15 protein-coding genes are annotated in these 16,746 nt (G+C 72.5%); 8 read left to right on the top strand and 7 right to left on the bottom strand.

Annotated features, from left to right (window positions below; all coding sequences use genetic code 11):
- Positions 1-5 precede the first annotated feature (5 nt).
- The 3 genes from AC2D9U_RS09330 to AC2D9U_RS09320 form a co-directional block, all read right to left on the bottom strand.
- Positions 6-656 (bottom strand): LysE family translocator, encoded by a 651-nt coding sequence (locus AC2D9U_RS09330; RefSeq protein ID WP_484748200.1) that lies wholly within the window; start codon positions 654-656, stop codon positions 6-8.
- A 1-nt stretch (position 657) separates the two neighbouring features.
- The gene (locus AC2D9U_RS09325) at positions 658-2,082 is read right to left on the bottom strand and encodes a TRAP transporter large permease (protein ID WP_484748199.1); all 1,425 of its coding nucleotides are present in this window, start codon (positions 2,080-2,082) and stop codon (positions 658-660) included.
- Positions 2,083-2,335: 253 nt separating this feature from the next.
- On the bottom strand, positions 2,336-2,887 hold the full coding sequence (locus AC2D9U_RS09320) for a TRAP transporter small permease subunit (RefSeq protein WP_484748198.1): 552 nt from the start codon (positions 2,885-2,887) through the stop codon (positions 2,336-2,338).
- 151 nt (positions 2,888-3,038) lie between these two features.
- Between AC2D9U_RS09320 and AC2D9U_RS09315 the strand changes: the two genes are divergently transcribed.
- The 7 genes from AC2D9U_RS09315 to AC2D9U_RS09285 all read left to right on the top strand — a co-directional run bounded on the left by AC2D9U_RS09315 (position 3,039) and on the right by AC2D9U_RS09285 (position 10,827).
- Positions 3,039-5,051 (top strand): proton-conducting transporter transmembrane domain-containing protein, encoded by a 2,013-nt coding sequence (locus AC2D9U_RS09315; RefSeq protein ID WP_484748197.1) that lies wholly within the window; start codon positions 3,039-3,041, stop codon positions 5,049-5,051.
- Positions 5,048-6,007 carry a respiratory chain complex I subunit 1 family protein gene (locus AC2D9U_RS09310; protein WP_484748196.1) on the top strand — a complete coding sequence of 320 codons (960 nt, stop codon included), beginning with the start codon at positions 5,048-5,050 and terminating at the stop codon, positions 6,005-6,007. The genes AC2D9U_RS09315 and AC2D9U_RS09310 overlap by 4 nt, the downstream gene beginning before the upstream one ends.
- A 118-nt stretch (positions 6,008-6,125) precedes the next feature.
- Positions 6,126-6,806 (top strand): hydrogenase-4 component E, encoded by a 681-nt coding sequence (locus AC2D9U_RS09305; protein WP_484748195.1) that lies wholly within the window; start codon positions 6,126-6,128, stop codon positions 6,804-6,806.
- A gap of 130 nt (positions 6,807-6,936) precedes the next feature.
- Entirely contained in the window at positions 6,937-8,391 is a 1,455-nt protein-coding gene (locus tag AC2D9U_RS09300) for a hydrogenase 4 subunit F (RefSeq protein ID WP_484748194.1), read from the top strand.
- Entirely contained in the window at positions 8,388-9,899 is a 1,512-nt protein-coding gene (locus tag AC2D9U_RS09295) for a hydrogenase large subunit (protein WP_484748193.1), read from the top strand. The genes AC2D9U_RS09300 and AC2D9U_RS09295 overlap by 4 nt, the downstream gene beginning before the upstream one ends.
- 151 nt (positions 9,900-10,050) lie before the next feature.
- Positions 10,051-10,287: a hypothetical protein gene (locus tag AC2D9U_RS09290; RefSeq protein ID WP_484748192.1), complete on the top strand. Its 237-nt coding sequence runs from the start codon at positions 10,051-10,053 to the stop codon at positions 10,285-10,287.
- A gap of 15 nt (positions 10,288-10,302) precedes the next feature.
- Entirely contained in the window at positions 10,303-10,827 is a 525-nt protein-coding gene (locus AC2D9U_RS09285) for an NADH-quinone oxidoreductase subunit B family protein (RefSeq protein ID WP_484748191.1), read from the top strand.
- A 31-nt stretch (positions 10,828-10,858) separates the two neighbouring features.
- On the opposite strand, the gene AC2D9U_RS09280 is transcribed toward AC2D9U_RS09285, so the two are convergent.
- Both AC2D9U_RS09280 and zapE read right to left on the bottom strand, forming a co-directional pair.
- Positions 10,859-11,422 (bottom strand): hypothetical protein, encoded by a 564-nt coding sequence (locus AC2D9U_RS09280; protein WP_484748190.1) that lies wholly within the window; start codon positions 11,420-11,422, stop codon positions 10,859-10,861.
- Positions 11,423-11,610: 188 nt separating this feature from the next.
- Positions 11,611-12,780, bottom strand: a complete 1,170-nt coding sequence (zapE, locus tag AC2D9U_RS09275) for a cell division protein ZapE (RefSeq protein ID WP_484748189.1) — start codon at positions 12,778-12,780, stop codon at positions 11,611-11,613.
- Between the two features lie 91 nt (positions 12,781-12,871).
- On the opposite strand from zapE, the gene AC2D9U_RS09270 reads away from it, so the two are divergent.
- Positions 12,872-14,557, top strand: coding sequence for a glycosyltransferase family 4 protein (locus AC2D9U_RS09270; protein WP_484748188.1), 1,686 nt, complete (start codon positions 12,872-12,874; stop codon positions 14,555-14,557).
- A 4-nt stretch (positions 14,558-14,561) separates the two neighbouring features.
- On the opposite strand, the gene AC2D9U_RS09265 is transcribed toward AC2D9U_RS09270, so the two are convergent.
- Positions 14,562-15,188, bottom strand: coding sequence for an HAD family hydrolase (locus AC2D9U_RS09265; RefSeq protein ID WP_484748187.1), 627 nt, complete (start codon positions 15,186-15,188; stop codon positions 14,562-14,564).
- Between the two features lie 15 nt (positions 15,189-15,203).
- Positions 15,204-16,703 (bottom strand): ABC transporter substrate-binding protein, encoded by a 1,500-nt coding sequence (locus AC2D9U_RS09260; RefSeq protein WP_484748186.1) that lies wholly within the window; start codon positions 16,701-16,703, stop codon positions 15,204-15,206.
- Between the last annotated feature and the right edge of the window lie 43 nt (positions 16,704-16,746).

The raw sequence follows: 16,746 nt of genomic DNA, 5'->3' as shown, positions 1-16,746 counted from the left end.
GAAGGTCAGGCCGGACGGCGCGCGAAGGCCAGCGCAGCGCCGAGCATACAGAGCAGGGCGCCGGAGCCCTGCCGCAGCCGACGCATCAGCAACGGCCGCGTGAGGAAACCCTGGCGCGCCCGGCTGGCCGCGAAGGCAACCACCACATCAACACCGGTGTTGAGCAGCACGGAGACGAGGCCAAGCAGCACGAACTGCGCCGCCACAGGCATCGCCAGGGCAGGATCGACGAATTGCGGAATGAAGGCCAGGAAAAAGGCCGCCGTCTTTGGGTTCAGCGCCTCCACCACCACGCCTTCGCGGAAGGCGCGCCGCGTGCCGAGGCGCGGGACCGCCTGCGCCAGAGGCAACGCGGAACCAGCTTCGCGCCCAGCCTCACGCAGCGTGCGCCAGCCGAGCCAGAGCAGATAGGCGGCCCCCGCCAGCTTGAGCAGGGTGAAGGCCTCCGCGCTCGCCAGCACCAGCGCCGAGACGCCGACAGCGCCCGCTACGACATGCACCAACCCACCGAACCCGGTGCCCACGCTGGAGGCGATACCCTCACCCCGCCCGGCCGCGAGCGTGCGGGCCGCGACGTAGAAGATACCCGGCCCCGGCGTCACCGCGATCAGCAGCGCAACGGCCAGGAACAGCAGGACCTGCTCCACCCCCATCATGTCACTGGAAGCTCGGCATGATCGGCACGTCGGGGATCTGCGGCGGTGGCAGGTCGATGACGACCGTGGAGGGATCCACCTTCGGGCCGCGATCTAGCCAATAGGTCACACTCTCCGGCCAGAAGATGACGATGGCCACCAGAATCAGCTGCAGGCCGAGCCAGGGAATCGCGCCGAGATAAATGTCGCGCGTCAGCACCGTCTTGGGCGCGATGCCGCGCAGGTAGAACAGCGCGAAGCCGAAGGGCGGATGCATGAAGCTGGTCTGCAGGTTGATGCAGATGAGCACCCCGAACCACACGAGGTCGATGCCGAGGTTCTTCGCCACCGGTGCGAGCAGCGGGATGACGATGAAGGCGATCTCGAAGAAGTCGAGGAAGAAGGCCAGGAAGAAGATGAAGACGTTGACGAAGATCAGGAAGCCGGTCTGACCGCCCGGCAGCATGGCCAGCAGATGCTCGATCCAGATGCCGCCATCCACGCCCTGGAAGACCAGCGAGAAGACCGTCGCGCCGATCAGGATGAAGATGACCATCGCGGTCAGGCGCATGGTCGTGCCCATCGCCTCGCGCACCAGCTTCCAGCTCAGCCGCCGGTTGATCGCCGCCAGGACGACGGCGCCGACCACGCCCATGGCGCCCGCTTCCGTCGGCGTGGCGAGGCCCATGAAGATCGTGCCCAGCACCATGAAGATCAGCACGATGGAAGGCACCATGCCGCGCAGCACGCGCCACCACAGCCGCCAGGTGCGGGGTTCCAGCAGGTCGTCCGGCAGGGGGGGGACCTTGTGGGGGGCGAAGATGCTGACCAGCGCGATGAAGGCGATGAACAGCGCCAATTGCAGGAAGGAGGGCCCGATGGCGCCGGCATACATGTCGCCCACCGACTGGCCGAGCTGGTCGCCCAGCACGATCAGGACCAAGGAGGGCGGGATCACCTGCGTGATGGTGCCGGAGGCCGCGATCACGCCGGTGGCGATGCGCATGTCGTAGCCCGTGCGCATCATGATGGGCAGGGAGATCATGCCCATGGCGATCACGCTGGCCGCCACCGTGCCGGTGATGGCGCCGAGGATCGCGCCGACGATGATCACCGCATAAGCGAGCCCGCCCGGCACCTTGCCGAAGATCTGGCCGGTGCCCTCCAGCAGGTCCTCCGCCAGGCCGCAGCGTTCCAGGATGGCGCCCATCAGCGTGAAGAAGGGGATCGCCAGCAGCAGGTCGTTGGAGAGGATGTTGAAGACCCGCAACGGCAGGTTGAACATCCAGGCTTCCGGGAAGAAGCCCAGCTCGATCGAGATGAAGCCGAAGAACAGCCCCACCGCCGCCAGCGAGAAGGCGGCCGGGAAGCCGATCAGGAGGAAGACGATCAGCCCGCCGAACATCAGCGGCGGCATGATGTCCTCATGCGGGATGCCGAAGAGCATTAGTTTGCCCTCAAGCGGCGGGCGCCCGCTCCGCGGGCTTGCCTTGCGCGCCGACGCGCTGTGGCGACGGGCCATGCGGGTGCGCTGTGCGCGGGCCGCCCTTGGCGGCCGGATAGGGGAGCCCTCAAACGGCGGGCGCCGGCATCCGCCGGCTTGCCTTCGCGCCTACGCGCTGTGGCGGCGGGGCAGGAAGCTGCGCTGTGCGCGGGCCGCCCTTGGCGGCCGGGAGCAGGTTGGGGTGGCTGCACTGCCTTCACTGATCCGGCCTCGCATAGCTGGCGTGCAGGCGCCCCGGCGGCAATTCGATGCCGCGCAGCATGGCGATGCGCTTGATCAGCTCGGACAGGCCCTGCACCGTCATCAGCAGGAAGCCCAGCGGCAGCAGGAACTTCACCGGCCAGCGCAGCAGCCCGCCGGGCGAGGAGGACGTCTCGTCGCGGATGAAGCTTTCGACAAAGAAGGGCCAGGTCATCCAGGCCAGCAGCGCCATGGCCGGCAGCAGGAACAGCGCGATGCCGACCACATCCACCCAGATGCGCGTGCGCTCGCCGATCCAGCCATAGATCAGGTCCACCCGCACATGTTCGTTGCGGCACAGCGTGTAGCTCGCCCCCAGCATGACGATGCCGGCGAAGAGATACCATTGCGCCTCCAGCCAGGCATTCGAGCCCTGGGAGAAACCGTAGCGCAGGAAGGCGTTGCCCGCGCTGACGATGCAGGCGAGCAGCACCATCCAGTCCGCGATGCGGCCGAAGGCGGCGTTCATGGCGTCCACGCCACGGCTGAAGGCGAGCAAGGGGGCCATCGGGCCTCGGCGCTTCCCCGGAAAAGCTGAAGCCGGCGCGGACCCGCGCCGGAGGCCGCTCGTCTAGCCGCGCGCGCGAAGGTTGGGAAGCGTCCATGATTGGCCGAAGCCCCTTCTACGCGGGGCCTGGGCTGCTAGACTCGCCGCCGTGTTGACCCTGCTCGCCCTGACCCTGCTCGGCCTGCTGGCGCTGGCGGCCGTGCCGCTGGCGGGGCTGCGGCTGGGCGGGGCCGTGGTGCATGGCGGGTCGCTGCTTGCCTGCCTGGTCTTCGCGGGCGCGGGGCTGGTGGGGCTGGTCGCGGGCGGGGCGGGACCGCAGGCGCTGCCGGTGGGGCCGGCCTTCGCGCCGATGCTGCTCGCGCTCGATGGGCTCTCGGCCTGGTTCCTCCTGCTGCTGGGCCTTGCCGGCGCCTGTTCGGCGCTTTTCGCGCTGGGGCACTACAACGCCTCGCCGGCGCGGGTGCTGGCGGCCTACCCCCTCTTCCTGGCCGGCATGGCGCTGACCCTGCTGGCGGCGGATGGCTTCACCCTGATCTTCGGCTTCGAGCTGATGTCGCTCGCCTCCTGGGCCCTGGTGGCGGCGGAGCACGACAAGGCCGAGAACCGCCGCGCCGCGCGGCTCTATCTGGTCTTCGCGGCCCTGGCCGGGGCCTGCCTCGTTCCGGCCATCGGGCTGCTGGCCGGCGGCGCGGGCGACCTCGCCTTCGCTGCCATGCGGCAAAACCCGCCCGAGGGGCTGCGCGCGGGGCTGATCCTGGCGCTGGTGGTGGCCGGCGCGGGCTCCAAGGCGGGGCTGGTGCCGCTCCATGCCTGGCTGCCGCTGGCCCATCCGGCCGCGCCCAGCCATGTCTCGGCGCTGATGTCGGGGGCGATGACCAAGGTCGCGCTCTATGTGCTGGCGCGGCTGCTGCTGGACCTCGCCGGGCCGGCGCAGCCGCTGTGGTGGGGCGTGCCGCTGCTGGTGCTGGGCGCGGCTTCCGCCGTGCTGGGTGCGCTGCGCGCGAATCTGGAGGAGGACGGCAAGACCCTGCTGGCCTGCTCGACCATCGAGAATATCGGGCTGATCGCCATCGGCCTGGGGCTGGCCGCCTGTTTCCGTGCCGCCGATCTCGGCGCGCTGGCCGCCCTCGCCGCGGGGGCGGCGCTGCTGCACGCCCTGGCGCATGGGCTGTTCAAGACCGGCCTGTTCCTCGGCATGGGGGAGGTGCTGCACGGCGCGGGCGCGCGGCGCCTGGACAGCCTGGGCGGGCTGATCGGGCCGATGCCCTGGACGGCCGGCGCCGTGCTGCTGGCGGCCGCGGCGGCGGCGAGCCTGCCGCCGCTCTCGGGCTTCGCGGGCGAGTGGCTGCTGCTGCAGGCGCTGCTCGCGGCGTGGCGGATCGGCGACCTGACCTTCCAATTGTTGGCCGTGGCGGTCGCGGCGCTGGCCGCACTCGCCGCGGCGCTGGGCGCGGCGGCGATGGTGCGACTCTACGGCATGATCTTCCTCGGCCGGCCGCGCACGCCGCGCACCGCGGGCGCGCAGGAGACCCCGGGCGCGGCGCGGCTCGCCTTGCTGCTGCCGGCGGGGCTGACGCTGCTGCTCGGCCTGCTGCCGGGCGTGATGCTGGGGCTCGCGGGCGAGGCGCTGCGCCTGCTGAGCGGCAACGACATGGACAGCCGCGCCGGGCTGCTGGGGCTTGGCGTGGGCGATGGCGCGGCGAGCTATGCGCCGCTCGGCATCGCCGCCCTGCTGGCGCTGGCGGGGCTGGCGACCTGGCGGGTGGTGCGCGCCCGCGCGCCGTCCGGCATCGCCCGCGGGCCGGCCTGGGATTGCGGCTTCGCCGCGGCGCCGCCACACCTGCCCTTCGGCGACCCGCTGACCCAGCCCTCGGCGGCGGGTCTCGGCCAGCCGCTGCGGCGCATGCTCGGCAGTTCGATCCTCGGCGCGCAGGAATCGGCGGTGATGCCGCCGCCGGGCGATCCCGGCCCGGCCTCGCTCAGCGCCAGCTTCCGCGACCCGAGCCTGCCCTGGCTGATCACGCCGCTGGGGCGCGCACGCGATGCGGTGGCGGCCTTCGCGGACCGGCTGCGCGACCTCTCCATCCGCCAGGCGCTGATGCTGCCCTTCGGCGCGCTGGTCGGGCTGCTGGCGCTGGTCGCCTGGCTGGAGGGCGGGCGTTGACCTTCATCGCTGGCCTGCTGACGCAGGCGCTTCATGTGGCGCTGATGCTGCTGGCCGCGCCGCTGGTGGTGGGGGGTATCCGCTGGTTCAAGGCGCGGCTGATGGGCCGGCGCGGGGCCTCGCCCCTGCAGCCGCTGCGGGACCTGCTGAAGCTGCTGAAGAAGCGCCCGGTGCTGGCGGAGAACGCCTCGGCGATCAGCCGCGTCGCGCCCTATCTGGGCTTCGCCGCCGCGCTGGCGGCCATCGCGCTGGTGCCGAGCTTCACGCGCGGCATGGCCTTCGCCCCGCTCGCCGACCTGATTCTGCTGGCGGGGCTGCTCGCCCTGGGCCGGGTGGCGCTGGCGCTGGCCGGCCTCGATGTCGGCACGGCCTTCGGCGGGCTGGGCGCGGCCCGGGAGATGTCCTTCGCGGCGCTGGCGGAGCCGGCGCTGCTGCTGGCGGTGCTGAGCCTCGCCATCCTCGCCGGCACCACGGGGCTGGAGGGGCTGGGCGGCGCGATGCAGGAAGGCACGCTCGGCCTGCGTGTGTCGCTGGGCCTGTCGCTGATCGCGCTGCTGGCGGTGGCCCTGGCCGAGAATGCGCGCATCCCGGTGGACAATCCGGCCACGCATCTCGAGCTCACCATGGTGCATGAGGCGATGATCCTCGAGGCCTCGGGCCGGCACCTGGCGCTGTGGGAGGCGAGTTCGGCGCTGCGGCTGACGCTGTGGCTCTCCCTGCTGGCGGCGATTTTCTTTCCGTTCGGCACGGCGCCTTCGGGCTTCGCGCCGGTCGGCTGGGTGATCGGGCTGCTGGCCTGGGGGGCGAAGATGGCGGTGCTGTGCTTCGCCCTGGCCTTCTTCGAGAGCGCCATCGCCAAGATGCGCGTCTTCCGCGTGCCGGAATTCCTGGGCGCGGCGCTGCTGCTGGGGTTGCTCGGGGCGATCCTGCTCTTCGTCTCGACGAGGCTGGCATGATGCGGCGCGCACCGCGCGCCGAGCGCCCGGTCGCGGCACTGCCGCGACGCGCCCGCCGCTTGTGCGGCGAAGGCAAGGCGGCGGATGCCGCCGCCCGCCGTTTGAGGGCACATAAAAGATGACGCCCTTCGGCAATCTCCCCTACGACGTCGCGCATGTGCTCGGCGGGGGCGTGCTGCTGCTCTCGCTGGTGCTGCTCTACCAGCGGCGGATCGGGGCGGTGATCAACGCCTTCGCGGTGCAGGGCGCGCTGCTGGCCCTCGCCGCGGCCTGGCAAGGATATGTGCAGGGCCATGCGGGGCTCTATGTCACGGCGGCCATCGCCTTCCTCGCCAAGGCCGTGCTGATCCCCTTCGCGCTGCGGCTGCTGGTGGCGCGGCTTGGCATCCATCGCAGCGTCGAGGCCGCGCTGGGCATCGGTGCCTCGCTGCTCGCCGCCATCGCGCTGGTGGGGCTCTCGGTGCTGGTGGTGCTGCCGATCACGGCGGGGCAGGCGCAGGCGCTGACGCGCGAGAACCTAGCGCTGGCGCTCTCCGTCGTGCTGCTGGGCATGTTGATGATGATCACGCGGCGCAACGCGCTGAGCCAGGTGATCGGCCTGCTGAGCCTGGAGAACGGCCTGATCCTGGCCGCGATCGGCGTGGCGGGGATGCCGCTGGTGGTCGAGCTTTCCACCGCCGCGCTGGTGCTGATGGTGGCACTGGTGGCGGGCGTGGTGGTGGTGCAGATCCGCGGCAGCCTGGAATCGCTCGACACCGCCGATCTCGACCGGCGCCGGGGCGAGGGGAGCGATCCATGAGCCGAGGTCAGCGGTTCCTCTGCCCTGGCAAGCCGCGCTCTTCGCGCGGCTTGAGCGGCCGAATGGCCGCCGCCGCAAGTGCGGCGAGCCAAGCCCGCGGAGCGGGCGCCCGGCGCTTGAGGGCGCAAGAATGATGCCGCTGCCGTGGATCCTGGTGTTCTTCCCCTGGGCCTGTGCGCTGCTGTTGGCCGCGCTGCCGCCGCAGGGCCGCCTGGCGCCGATGGCGAATATCGCCGTCTCCGCCGTCTCGCTGCTCATCGCGCTCAACCTGCTCGGCCACCCAGTTGGCGAGCAGGGCTGGACGCGCATCGATGCGCTGAACCTGCCGCTGGTCGTCGTCTCGGCGCTGATCGGCCTGACCACCGCGATCTTCTCCGCCGCCACCGTCGCGGCCGAGCGCTTCGATGCGCTGCGGGCGCGCGCCTATCACGCCGCCTTCCAGATCTTCATGGGCGCGCAATTCCTGGCGCTGGTGTCCGACAATCTCGGCGTGATGTGGGTGGCGATCGAGATCGCGACCCTCGCCTCCGTGCTGATCGTGGCCATCCACGGCTCGCCGGCGGCGGTGGAGGCGGCGTGGAAGTTCTTCATCCTCTGCGGCGTGGGCATCGCCCTCGCCCTGTTCGGCACGATCCTGCTGTATCTGGCGGCGCAGCCGGTGATCGGGGGCGGCGATCCGGGGCTCTCCTGGGCGGCGCTGCGGGCGGTGGCTTCGCGCTGCGATCCGGGGCTGCTCTCGCTCGCCTTCGTCTTCCTGCTGGTGGGCTATGGCACCAAGGCGGGCCTCGTGCCGCTGCATGCCTGGCTGCCGGATGCCGAGGCCGAGGGCCCGCTGCCGATCTGCGCCGTGCTCTCGGGCCTGCTGCTGAATGCCGCGCTGCTCGCGGTGCTGCGGGCCAAGACGATCGTGAGCGCGCATCCGGGCGCGCTGGCGCCGGGGCCCTTCCTGATGGGGCTCGGTCTGGCCTCGCTGCTGCTCGCCGCCCTCGCGCTGTGGCGGCGGCGGGATGCGCGGCGGCTGTTTGCCTGGAGCAGCATCGAGCATATGGGCCTCGCCGCCTTCGCCTTCGGGCTCGGGGGCGCGGTGGCGAGCCTCGCCGGGCTGATCCACCTGCTCGGCCATTCCCTGGTGAAGAGCGCGGTGTTCTTCGGCGTGGGTGCGGCCAGCCAGATCAAGGGCAGCCAGAAGGTGGCGGATATCGGCGGGCTCGCGGCCTCCCACCCGGCGCTGGGCTGGGGGCTGGCGCTCGGCATCGCGGCGCTGGCGGGCATGCCGCCCTTCGCGCTCTTCGCCTCGGAATTCCGGCTGGTCAGCGAGGCCGCCGCGCGCAACCCCTGGCTGATCCTCCCGCTCGGGCTCGGGCTGCTGACGGCGGCGGCGGCGCTGGTGAAGGCCTTGCAGGCGCTCTGCCTCGGCCCGCCCACGCCGGACCGGCCGGTGGCGGGCGCCTTCACCCTGCCGGGCGGGCTGGGCTGGGCCAGCGTTCCGATCTGGCTGCATCTGGTGCTGGCGGCGGTGCTGGCGCTCGCCCTGCCGGGCTTCTTCGCCGCGCTGCTGCGCGACGGCGCGGGGATACTGGCATGAGCGCGGCCTCTTCCTGGATCCGGCGCGGGCAGGCCCAGGGCGCGCGGCCCTTCGAGCGCTACCTGCTTACGCCGCAGGACTTCGCTGCCCTGCCCGAGGCGCTGCTGGCGGAACCCACCCTCGCCCTTCTCTCCCTCTGGGCCGAGCCCGGCTTCGTGCATGCCGCCTTCCTCGATGAGGCGGCGGGCGGGCTGATCCTCGCCTCCTGCCCCGCCATCGAGGGGCGCTACCCCGCCCTATCCCCGGCGCGGCCCGGCGCGGTGCGCTTCGAACGCATGATCCGCGACCTCTGGGGCCTCACCGCGGAGGGCGGGCTCGACCTTCGCCCCTGGCTCGAGCACGGCGCCTGGGCTGTCACCACGCCGATGGCGCCCCGCCCGCTCAGCCGCAGCCACGCCGCGCCGGCGCCGAGCTTCCTGCCCATCGAGGGCGAGGGCTGGCACCAGATCGCGGTCGGGCCGGTTCATGCCGGCGTCATCGAGCCGGGGCATTTCCGCTTCACCGTGCAGGGCGAGATGGTGGTGCGGCTCGAACAGCGGCTCGGCTATACGCATAAGGGCACGCTGGCGCTGATGCAGGGCAAGTCGCCGCGCAGCGCGGCGCGCTTCGCCGCGCGGATCTCGGGCGACAGCACCGTGGCGCATTCGCTCGCCTTCGCCCTGGCCGCCGAGGCCGCGACGGGCGCGACCGCCCCGCCCCGCGCCGCCGCGCTGCGTGCGGTGATGCTGGAGCAGGAGCGCATCGCCAACCACCTCGGCGATTGGGGCTTCATCTGCAACGACGCCGCCTTCGCCTGGCCCCATGCCCGGCTGGGCATGCTGCGGGAGGGCGTGCAGCGCGCCTCCGCCCTGGCCTTCGGGCACCGGCTGATGATGGACCGCGTGATCCCCGGCGGCATCGCCCTCGATCTCGCGCCCGGCGGCGCGGCGCCGCTGCTGCACGCCGTGGCGGCGGTTGAGGCCGAGTTGCCGGACCTGATCCGCATCTATGAGGACCATGCCAGCCTGCAGGACCGCGTGATCGGCACCGGCCAGCTCCGGCCCGAACTCGCGGCGCGCTTCGCCGCCGGGGGCTTCGTTGGCAGGGCCTCGGGCCGGGGTTTCGACGCGCGAAGGGCGTTGCCGCACGCGCCCTACCCCGACCTGGCCTTCGACGTGCCCGTGCTGGCCGAAGGCGATGTCGATGCGCGGGTGCGGATCCGGGTGGGCGAGCTGCGCCAGTCCATCGCCCTGCTGCGCAACCTGCTGGCCAGCCTGCCGGAGGGCGAGATCCACGCCCCCCTGCCCTCGCGCGGCGGCGAGGGGATCGCGGCGGTGGAGGGGTTCCGGGGCGAAATCCTGACCTGGATGGCGCTGGATGATGGCGGGCTGATCCGCGCCGTCTTCCCGCGCGACCCCTCCTGGCTGCAATGGCCGCTGCTGGAAGCGGCCATCGAGGGCAACATCGTGGCCGATTTCCCGCTCTGCAATAAGTCGTTCAACTGTTCCTACAGCGGAGTCGATCTTTGAAACGCGGGGAGGATCGGCGGATCAGGCGGCCGTCGCAGACGGCCGAGGCGCCGAATGGCGCCCGCCGGCAGTCCGGCGAGCCAAGCGCGCGGAGCGCGCGCCCGTCACGCCGTAGGCGTGCCTCGGGCACGACGCTTGAGGGCGCAAAACAATGAGTGGCAGGTACCCGACCAAGGCCGGCGCCGCAGCAGGCGCGAGTGGCCTGTTCACCGTCACGCTGGTGAAACCCGGCCCGGCGCGCGGCGTGATGGAGCATTGGGGCTATGACGACCGCGCCCATGCGCTGGACGATCTCGGCTGGCTGCTGGAGCGCGTGGCGCCGGGCACCGAGCTGGTGGTGAAGGACCCCGAGGGCGTGGAATTGTTCCGCGCCGCCCGCACGGCATAACGGAGAGGCCCCGCCATGCTCTGGCCGAAACTCGCCCGGCGCCTCACCGCCCGCCCGCTGACCGAGGCGGTGCCGAACCCGCCGGACAATGTCGTGGCGGCCTTGGCGGCGCGGCTGGAGGCGACGGCCCGCGCCCGGCTGGGTCGCAGCCTCGCGATCCGGGAGGTCGATGCGGGCTCCTGCAATGGCTGCGAGCTGGAGGTGAACGCCATGGGCGGCGTGCTCTACGACCTCGAGCGTTTCGGCCTGCGCTTCGTCGCCAGCCCCCGCCATGCCGATGTGCTGCTGGTCACCGGCCCGGTCAGCCGCAACATGGCCGAGGCCCTGCAGCGCACCCGCGAATGCACACCCGAGCCCTGCTGGGTGGTCGCCGCCGGCGATTGCGCGGTGGATGGCGGCGTCTTCAAGGGGAGCTACGCCGTGACGGGTGGCGTGGCGCCCGTGCTGCCGGTGGACCTCGTCATCCCCGGCTGCCCGCCCAGCCCGGCGCAGATGCTGGAGGGGCTGCTGGCGCTGCTGGAGGCCCAGGCGGCGCGGTAGGGTCCGCAGGCGCCTGAGGGCGCCCTGAACCTTACAGCGGCATGCAGCGGACGATGTCGTTGTGCCCGCGCGCGAGGGTGGCGAGCGTGCCGGCCGGGCAGTCGCGCTGGGCGTTGCTCGCGCTCGGCAGGCCCGCCTGCCAGGAGAGCGGGCGCTCCGCCGGCGGCGCGCTGCAGATGGTGCGGCCATTGCGGCGGCGGCAACTGGCCTCGCTGCGGGCGGCATTGCGCGTGGCGACGGCCGGGCCGCGCGGCAGGGTGGCGGCGGCGGCGCCGCGCACCACGACGCCCTGGCGCTGGGTGCGGACATCGCCCGGGCGCAGCGCTGCCTGACGGGAAGCAGCGGGGCGGGAAGCAGCGGGGCGGGCGGCGGCCTCGCGGGTATTGGCCTGGCGAGTGTTCGCCTGGCTCTGGCCGGCCTTGCCCGGCGTGGGCTTGGCGGCGGCGGCGCGGCTGGCGGCCGGGGCGCTGCTGCGCCCGACGGTGCCGGCGGGCGCGCTGCGGCTCACCTGCGGGCGGTCATCGCGTCGGGCGGCCTCGGCGGGGTGCGGCATCACCAGGGCAGCCATCAGCGCAGCCAGCAGGACAAACCGCATGCGTCATCTTCCCCTTCACGACCCCCCGGGCCCCTGCCCGGACGGCGGGCCCCCCGGCCCTGATCGCTTCCCCGATGATGGTTAGACGAAAGCGCCCGTGACCTGTCAACGCTGCATTTCAGTTTGTTTCAAACCGGCGCCGGGGCTCTTGTGGCCACCGAGGCCGCGCAAGCAGGCGCGCGGAGGCATCACTGCAGATGCGGCAGGGCCAGCCAATCCTGGCTCTGCATCTCGTTCAGGCGGGAGGCGGTGCGGGCGAACATCGCGGCATTGTCACCGCGCTCATAGAGCTGGTCGGGGATGGCTTCGGCGCTCGCCAGCAGCTTCACCCGATGCTCGTAGAGCGTGTCCACCAGCGTGATGAAGCGGCGCGCCTTGTCGAAATTCTCAGGCCCCAGGCGCGGCACGCCCTCCAGCAGCAGGGTGTGGAACTGCGTGGCCACCGCCAGGTAATCCGCCGGGCCGAGCGGCTTGCCGCACAGCGTCTCGAAATCGAAGCGCGCCACGCCCCGCGCCGCCTGCGGCACTTCCAGGCTGCGGCCCAGCAGGGTCAGGCGCATCGGCTTGCCATGCGCCTCCCCGGTCAGTTCGGCGAAGCTGCGGTCCAGCGCCTGCTCGGCGCGGGCATCGGCGGGGACATGCCAGGTGGGCAGGGCGCGGATTCGGTCGCGCCGGTAGTCGCGCGCGGCGTCCAGCGCCAGCACCTCCAGCCGCCGCGAGATCAGGTGGATGAAGGGCAGGAAGGCGTCGCGCCCGGGCCTTCCCTTGAACAGGTCGGCCGGCGCGGTGTTGGAGGTGGCGACCACCACCGTGCCGCGGGCGAAGAGCGCCTGGAACAGCCTTCCCAGGATCATCGCATCGGCGATGTCATGCACCTGGAACTCGTCGAAGCAGAGCAAAGCGGCCTCGGCCGAGAGGCTGTCGGCCAGCGGCGGGATGGGGTCGGAGGTATCGCCGTGCTGCTTCTTCCAGGCATGGATGCGCCCATGCACCTGCTGCATGAACTGATGGAAGTGGATGCGTCGCTTGCGCGGGACCTGGGCCGTGTCGAAGAACAAATCCATCAGCATGGATTTGCCGCGCCCGACCTCGCCCACCAGATAGAGCCCCATCGGTGTGCCGGGCGGGGCTTCCTCGGCCGCGACGGGCTTGCGGCGGAGGAAGCGGCTGAAGAAGCCGCCCTGCTCGGGCTCCTCCGGGTGCGGGTCGTAGCCGCGGGTGCGGCGCCAGAGATCCTGCAGCACCTCGGCCGCGCGGGATTGTGCCGGATCGGCGGCGAGGCTGCCGGCCGCGACGCGGGCGCGGTAGGCGGGCAGAGGGCCGTCAGCCAAAGGCGGGGCATGCTGCGGGGCATCCATGCCGGGGCGATAGCGCGGGCCGGCGCCAGGGGCAACGTATCCGCCGCCACCGATTGACGCCGACCGCGCCGCCGCCCAGCGTAACCGTGCCATGATCGCACCGACCGCCGCCCTGCTCTACGCGCCCGAGGGCTACGACACCTCCCGCCCCAAGCTCATGGGCCGCCACGCGGCGGGCGAGGGCTTCCTCGGCGGGCTGGTGCGCCATGCCGGCTTCGCGCGCATGGTGGCGATGCTGCGCAACCCCGCCGATGCGCCGGCCTTCGCGGCCCAGATACGCGCCCTCGGCGGCGCCATGCCCTGCGGCCATTTCCTGGAATCGGAACTGCACCGCGCGGCGGAATGCGGCACGCTGATGCTGCCCGGGCCCGACATCGGCACCTATGCCTGGCGGCGCCGCCGTATCGGCCCGGCGCAGGCCTTCTCCGTCGTGGGGGTGACCCACACCACCGCCTCCGAGACCGCGATGGACAGCATCGCGGAGCTGCTGACCGCCCCCGTCCAGCCCTGGGACGCGCTGATCTGCACCTCGGCCGCCGTGCGCGGCATGGTGGGAAGGCTGCTGGCGGCGGAGGGGGCCTATCTGCGCCAGCGCCTGGGGGCCACGCGCCTCGCCGGGCCGATGCTGCCGGTGATCCCGCTCGGCGTGGATGCCCCGTTCCTGGCGGCGAACGGGGCGGCGCGGACCACCTGGCGCGGCCGGCTGGGGCTGGGCGCGCGCGACGTCGCGGTGCTGCATCACGGCCGGCTCTCCTTCCATGCCAAGGCGCATCCGCTGCCGATGTTCCTGGGCCTGGCGCGCGCCGCCGCCGCCGCACCGCCGGGGGTGCGGGTGCATCTGGTGCTCTCGGGCTGGTTCGCGGACGATGTGCAGCGCGGCGCCTTCCTCGCCCAGGCCAAGGCGCTGGCGCCGAACCTGCCGGTGCATCACGTCGATGGCCGCCAGCCGGAGGTCCGGCGGCAGATCTGGTCCGCCATGGATGCCTTCACCCTGCTCTCCGACAACATCCAGGAGACCTTCGGCCTGGCGCCGATCGAGGCGATGGCAGCCGGCCTGCCGGTGGTGGGGACGGATTGGGACGGGCTGCGCGACACGATCGAGCATGGCGTGACGGGCTATCGCATCCCGACCCTGATGGCCGGGCCGATGACCGACATCGCCGCGCGGCACGAACAGGGCATCGACAGCTACGACAGCTACATCGCCGCGGCGGCGCAGTTCACGGCGGTGGATGTCGGCGCGGCGGAAGCCGCCTTCGCCGCCCTGATCGCCGAGCCCACCCGCCGCCGCGCCATGGGCGAGGCCGGGCGGCTGCGCGTGCTGGAACGCTTCGACTGGGCGCCCGTGGTGCGGCAATACCTCGATCTGTGGGACGAACTCGCGAAGATCCGCGCGCATGGCCAGGGCGAGCATGCCGCCCCCCTGCGCGGCGAGGAACGCGTGCCGCGCCGGCCCGACCCGGCCGCGGTCTTCGCCGACTATCCCACCAGGCGCCTCGCCCCCGAGACGCGGCTCTGCTTCGCCCCCGGCATCGCCGATGCGGACCAGGCCATGGCACGGGTGGCGCTGCTGGCCGGGGTGGCGGGGGTGGCGATGCGGCGCGACCTGCTGCCCGGCGAGGACAGCCTGCGCCAGGCCTTCACGGTGCTGGAGGCCGGCCCCGCCCCGGCGGCGCTGCTCTCCGCCGAATTGCCCCCGGCGCGGGCCTCACGCCTGCATCGGGGGCTGGCCTGGCTGGTGAAGCTCGACGTGCTGCGCCTCGACCCAGGAGGGTGACCCGCTACAGATGCGCCGTCACCTCGGTGAGGGAGCGGATGGCGGGCACGCCGGGCGGGCGCCAGGGCGCATCGGACTCGGGCAGCAGCGCCACCACGCGCATGCCCGCCGCCAGCGCCGCCGCGACACCCGGCTCGCTGTCCTCCACGACAAGGCAGGCGGCGGGCGGCTTCGCCAGGGCGTCCGCGGCATGCAGGAACAGGCCCGGATCGGGCTTCCAGGACCCGACCTCATAGGCGCTGAAGATCCGCCCCTCGAAATGCGGCAGCAGGCCGGTGAGACTCAGATTCAGCACGGTCTTGGCGCGCGGGGCGTTGGAGGCGACGCAGAAGGGCAGGCGCAGGCCGCGCACCAGCTCCGTCGCGCCCTGCATCTCGCGCAGCCCGGCGCGCAGCGCCTCGGCATTGCGGGCGCGCAGCCGGTCCTCGAAATCCGGGCCGAGGTCGCGGCCGAGCATGGCGGCGATCTCCGCCATCGCCAAGGCGAAGCGCCGGCCGCGAAAGGCCTGCAGCGCCTCGGCCGCCGTCATGGCCAGCCCTTCCTCGGTCAGGGCCTCGGCGAGCACGGCCGCGCCGATGCGCTCGCTGTCCACCAGCGTGCCGTCGCAATCGAAGATGATCGCCTGGGTCATGCGAGGGGGGTCATCTCAGCGCGGCAGCCGCAGCCCGGCGAAGCGGATGATGCCATCCGGGCTGGGCACGAAGCCCTCGGTGCCGGCGCGCATCGCCCAGAACCAGGTGTGGTGATAGAGCATCAGATGCGGTCGGTCGGCCTGCCAGATCGTCGCGGCCTCCCGGTACAGCGCCTGCCGGGCCGGGGTCTCGGTCACCGCGCGCGCCTGCTGGAACAGCGCGTCGAGCCGCGGATTGGCGTAGCGGCCCCAGTTCAGGAACCCGTCCGAGGCCAGCCAGAAGGCGATGTTGCCATCCGGGTCGGGCCGGCCGGACCAGATGGCGATCGCGGCCTCGTAATCCCCGCGCTGCGTGGCGGCGACCATGGTGGAGGCCTCCAGCGTCTCGATGCGGATGTCGAAGCCGCCCTCGGCCGCCATGGCCTGGATGATCTGCGCCACCTGCGATTCCTGCGGCTGGTTGGGTACCTTGAGCGTGAAGGCCACGCGCTCATGCCCCGCCGCGCGCAGCAGGGCGCGGGCGCGGGCCGGGTCGCGCGGCGGCGGTGCGAGATCCGCGAAGTGATAGGCCGTGCCCGGCGCCTCGGGCTGGTTGTTGGGGGTGAAGCGCCCCTCCATCGCCACCTGGTTGATGATGGCGCGGTCGATGCTGCGCTCGAAGGCCTCGCGCACCCGCGGGTCGGACCCCAGCGGGCGCTGCGCCAGCGGGCCATGGCCGACATTGATGCTCAGCGTCTGGTAGGCGATGGAGGGCCCGGCCACGAGGCGCAGGCGCCGGTCGCGCTCAAGCTGCGGCAGGTCGGAAGGCGCGACGCGCTCGATCAGGTCGAGCTGGCCGGAGCGCAAATTCAGCAGCCGCACCGTGTTGTCGGGGATGGGCTGGAAGACCAGCCGGTCGACATGGATGTTGGCCGCGTTCCAATAGCCCTCGAATTTCTGCATCTCGATCCGGTCCTGCGCCACCCGGCGGGTGAGCATGAAGGCACCGGAGCAGACCGGGTTGGTCGGCACGCGCTCGGCGAGGCCGAGCACGGCGGGGGAGAGCATCATGCCTGCCCGGTCCGACAGCACGGAGAGCAGCGGCGCAAAGGGCTCGCTGAGCACCAGCCGCACGGTGCGGGCATCGAGCACCTGCACCTCGGAGACCTGGCGGAGTTCGCTGCGCCGGCGGCTTTCGCGCGCCTCGCGGTAGCGGTCGAGATTGGCCTTCACCGCCGCCGCGTCGATCGGCAGCCCGTCCTGGAAGCGCGCCCCCTCCCGCAGGGTGAGCGTCAGCGCGCGGCCATCGGGCGCCCAGGCCCAGGCGGTGGCGAGCTCGGGGCGGAATTGCAGGTCCGGCCCTACATCCACCAGCTTGTCGCACATCGCGGAAAACACCACGCGCTCGACGAAGCTGCCCGACTGCGCGGGGTCGAGCAGGTTGGGGTCTGCCCCGATGCCGATGCGCAGCGTGGTCTGGCCCAGCGCGGGGGCGGCAAGCAAGGCAAGCGCGGCGGTGAGGGCGAGGCGGCGCATGGCGAAGCTCCTGCGGCAAGGAAGGGAGCCTGCCGCAGGGCAG

This window comes from Roseomonas sp. TF40 (genome assembly GCF_057219975.1).
Note: the sequence above shows the minus strand (reverse complement) of the source record. Positions and strands in the feature narration are given on the sequence as shown.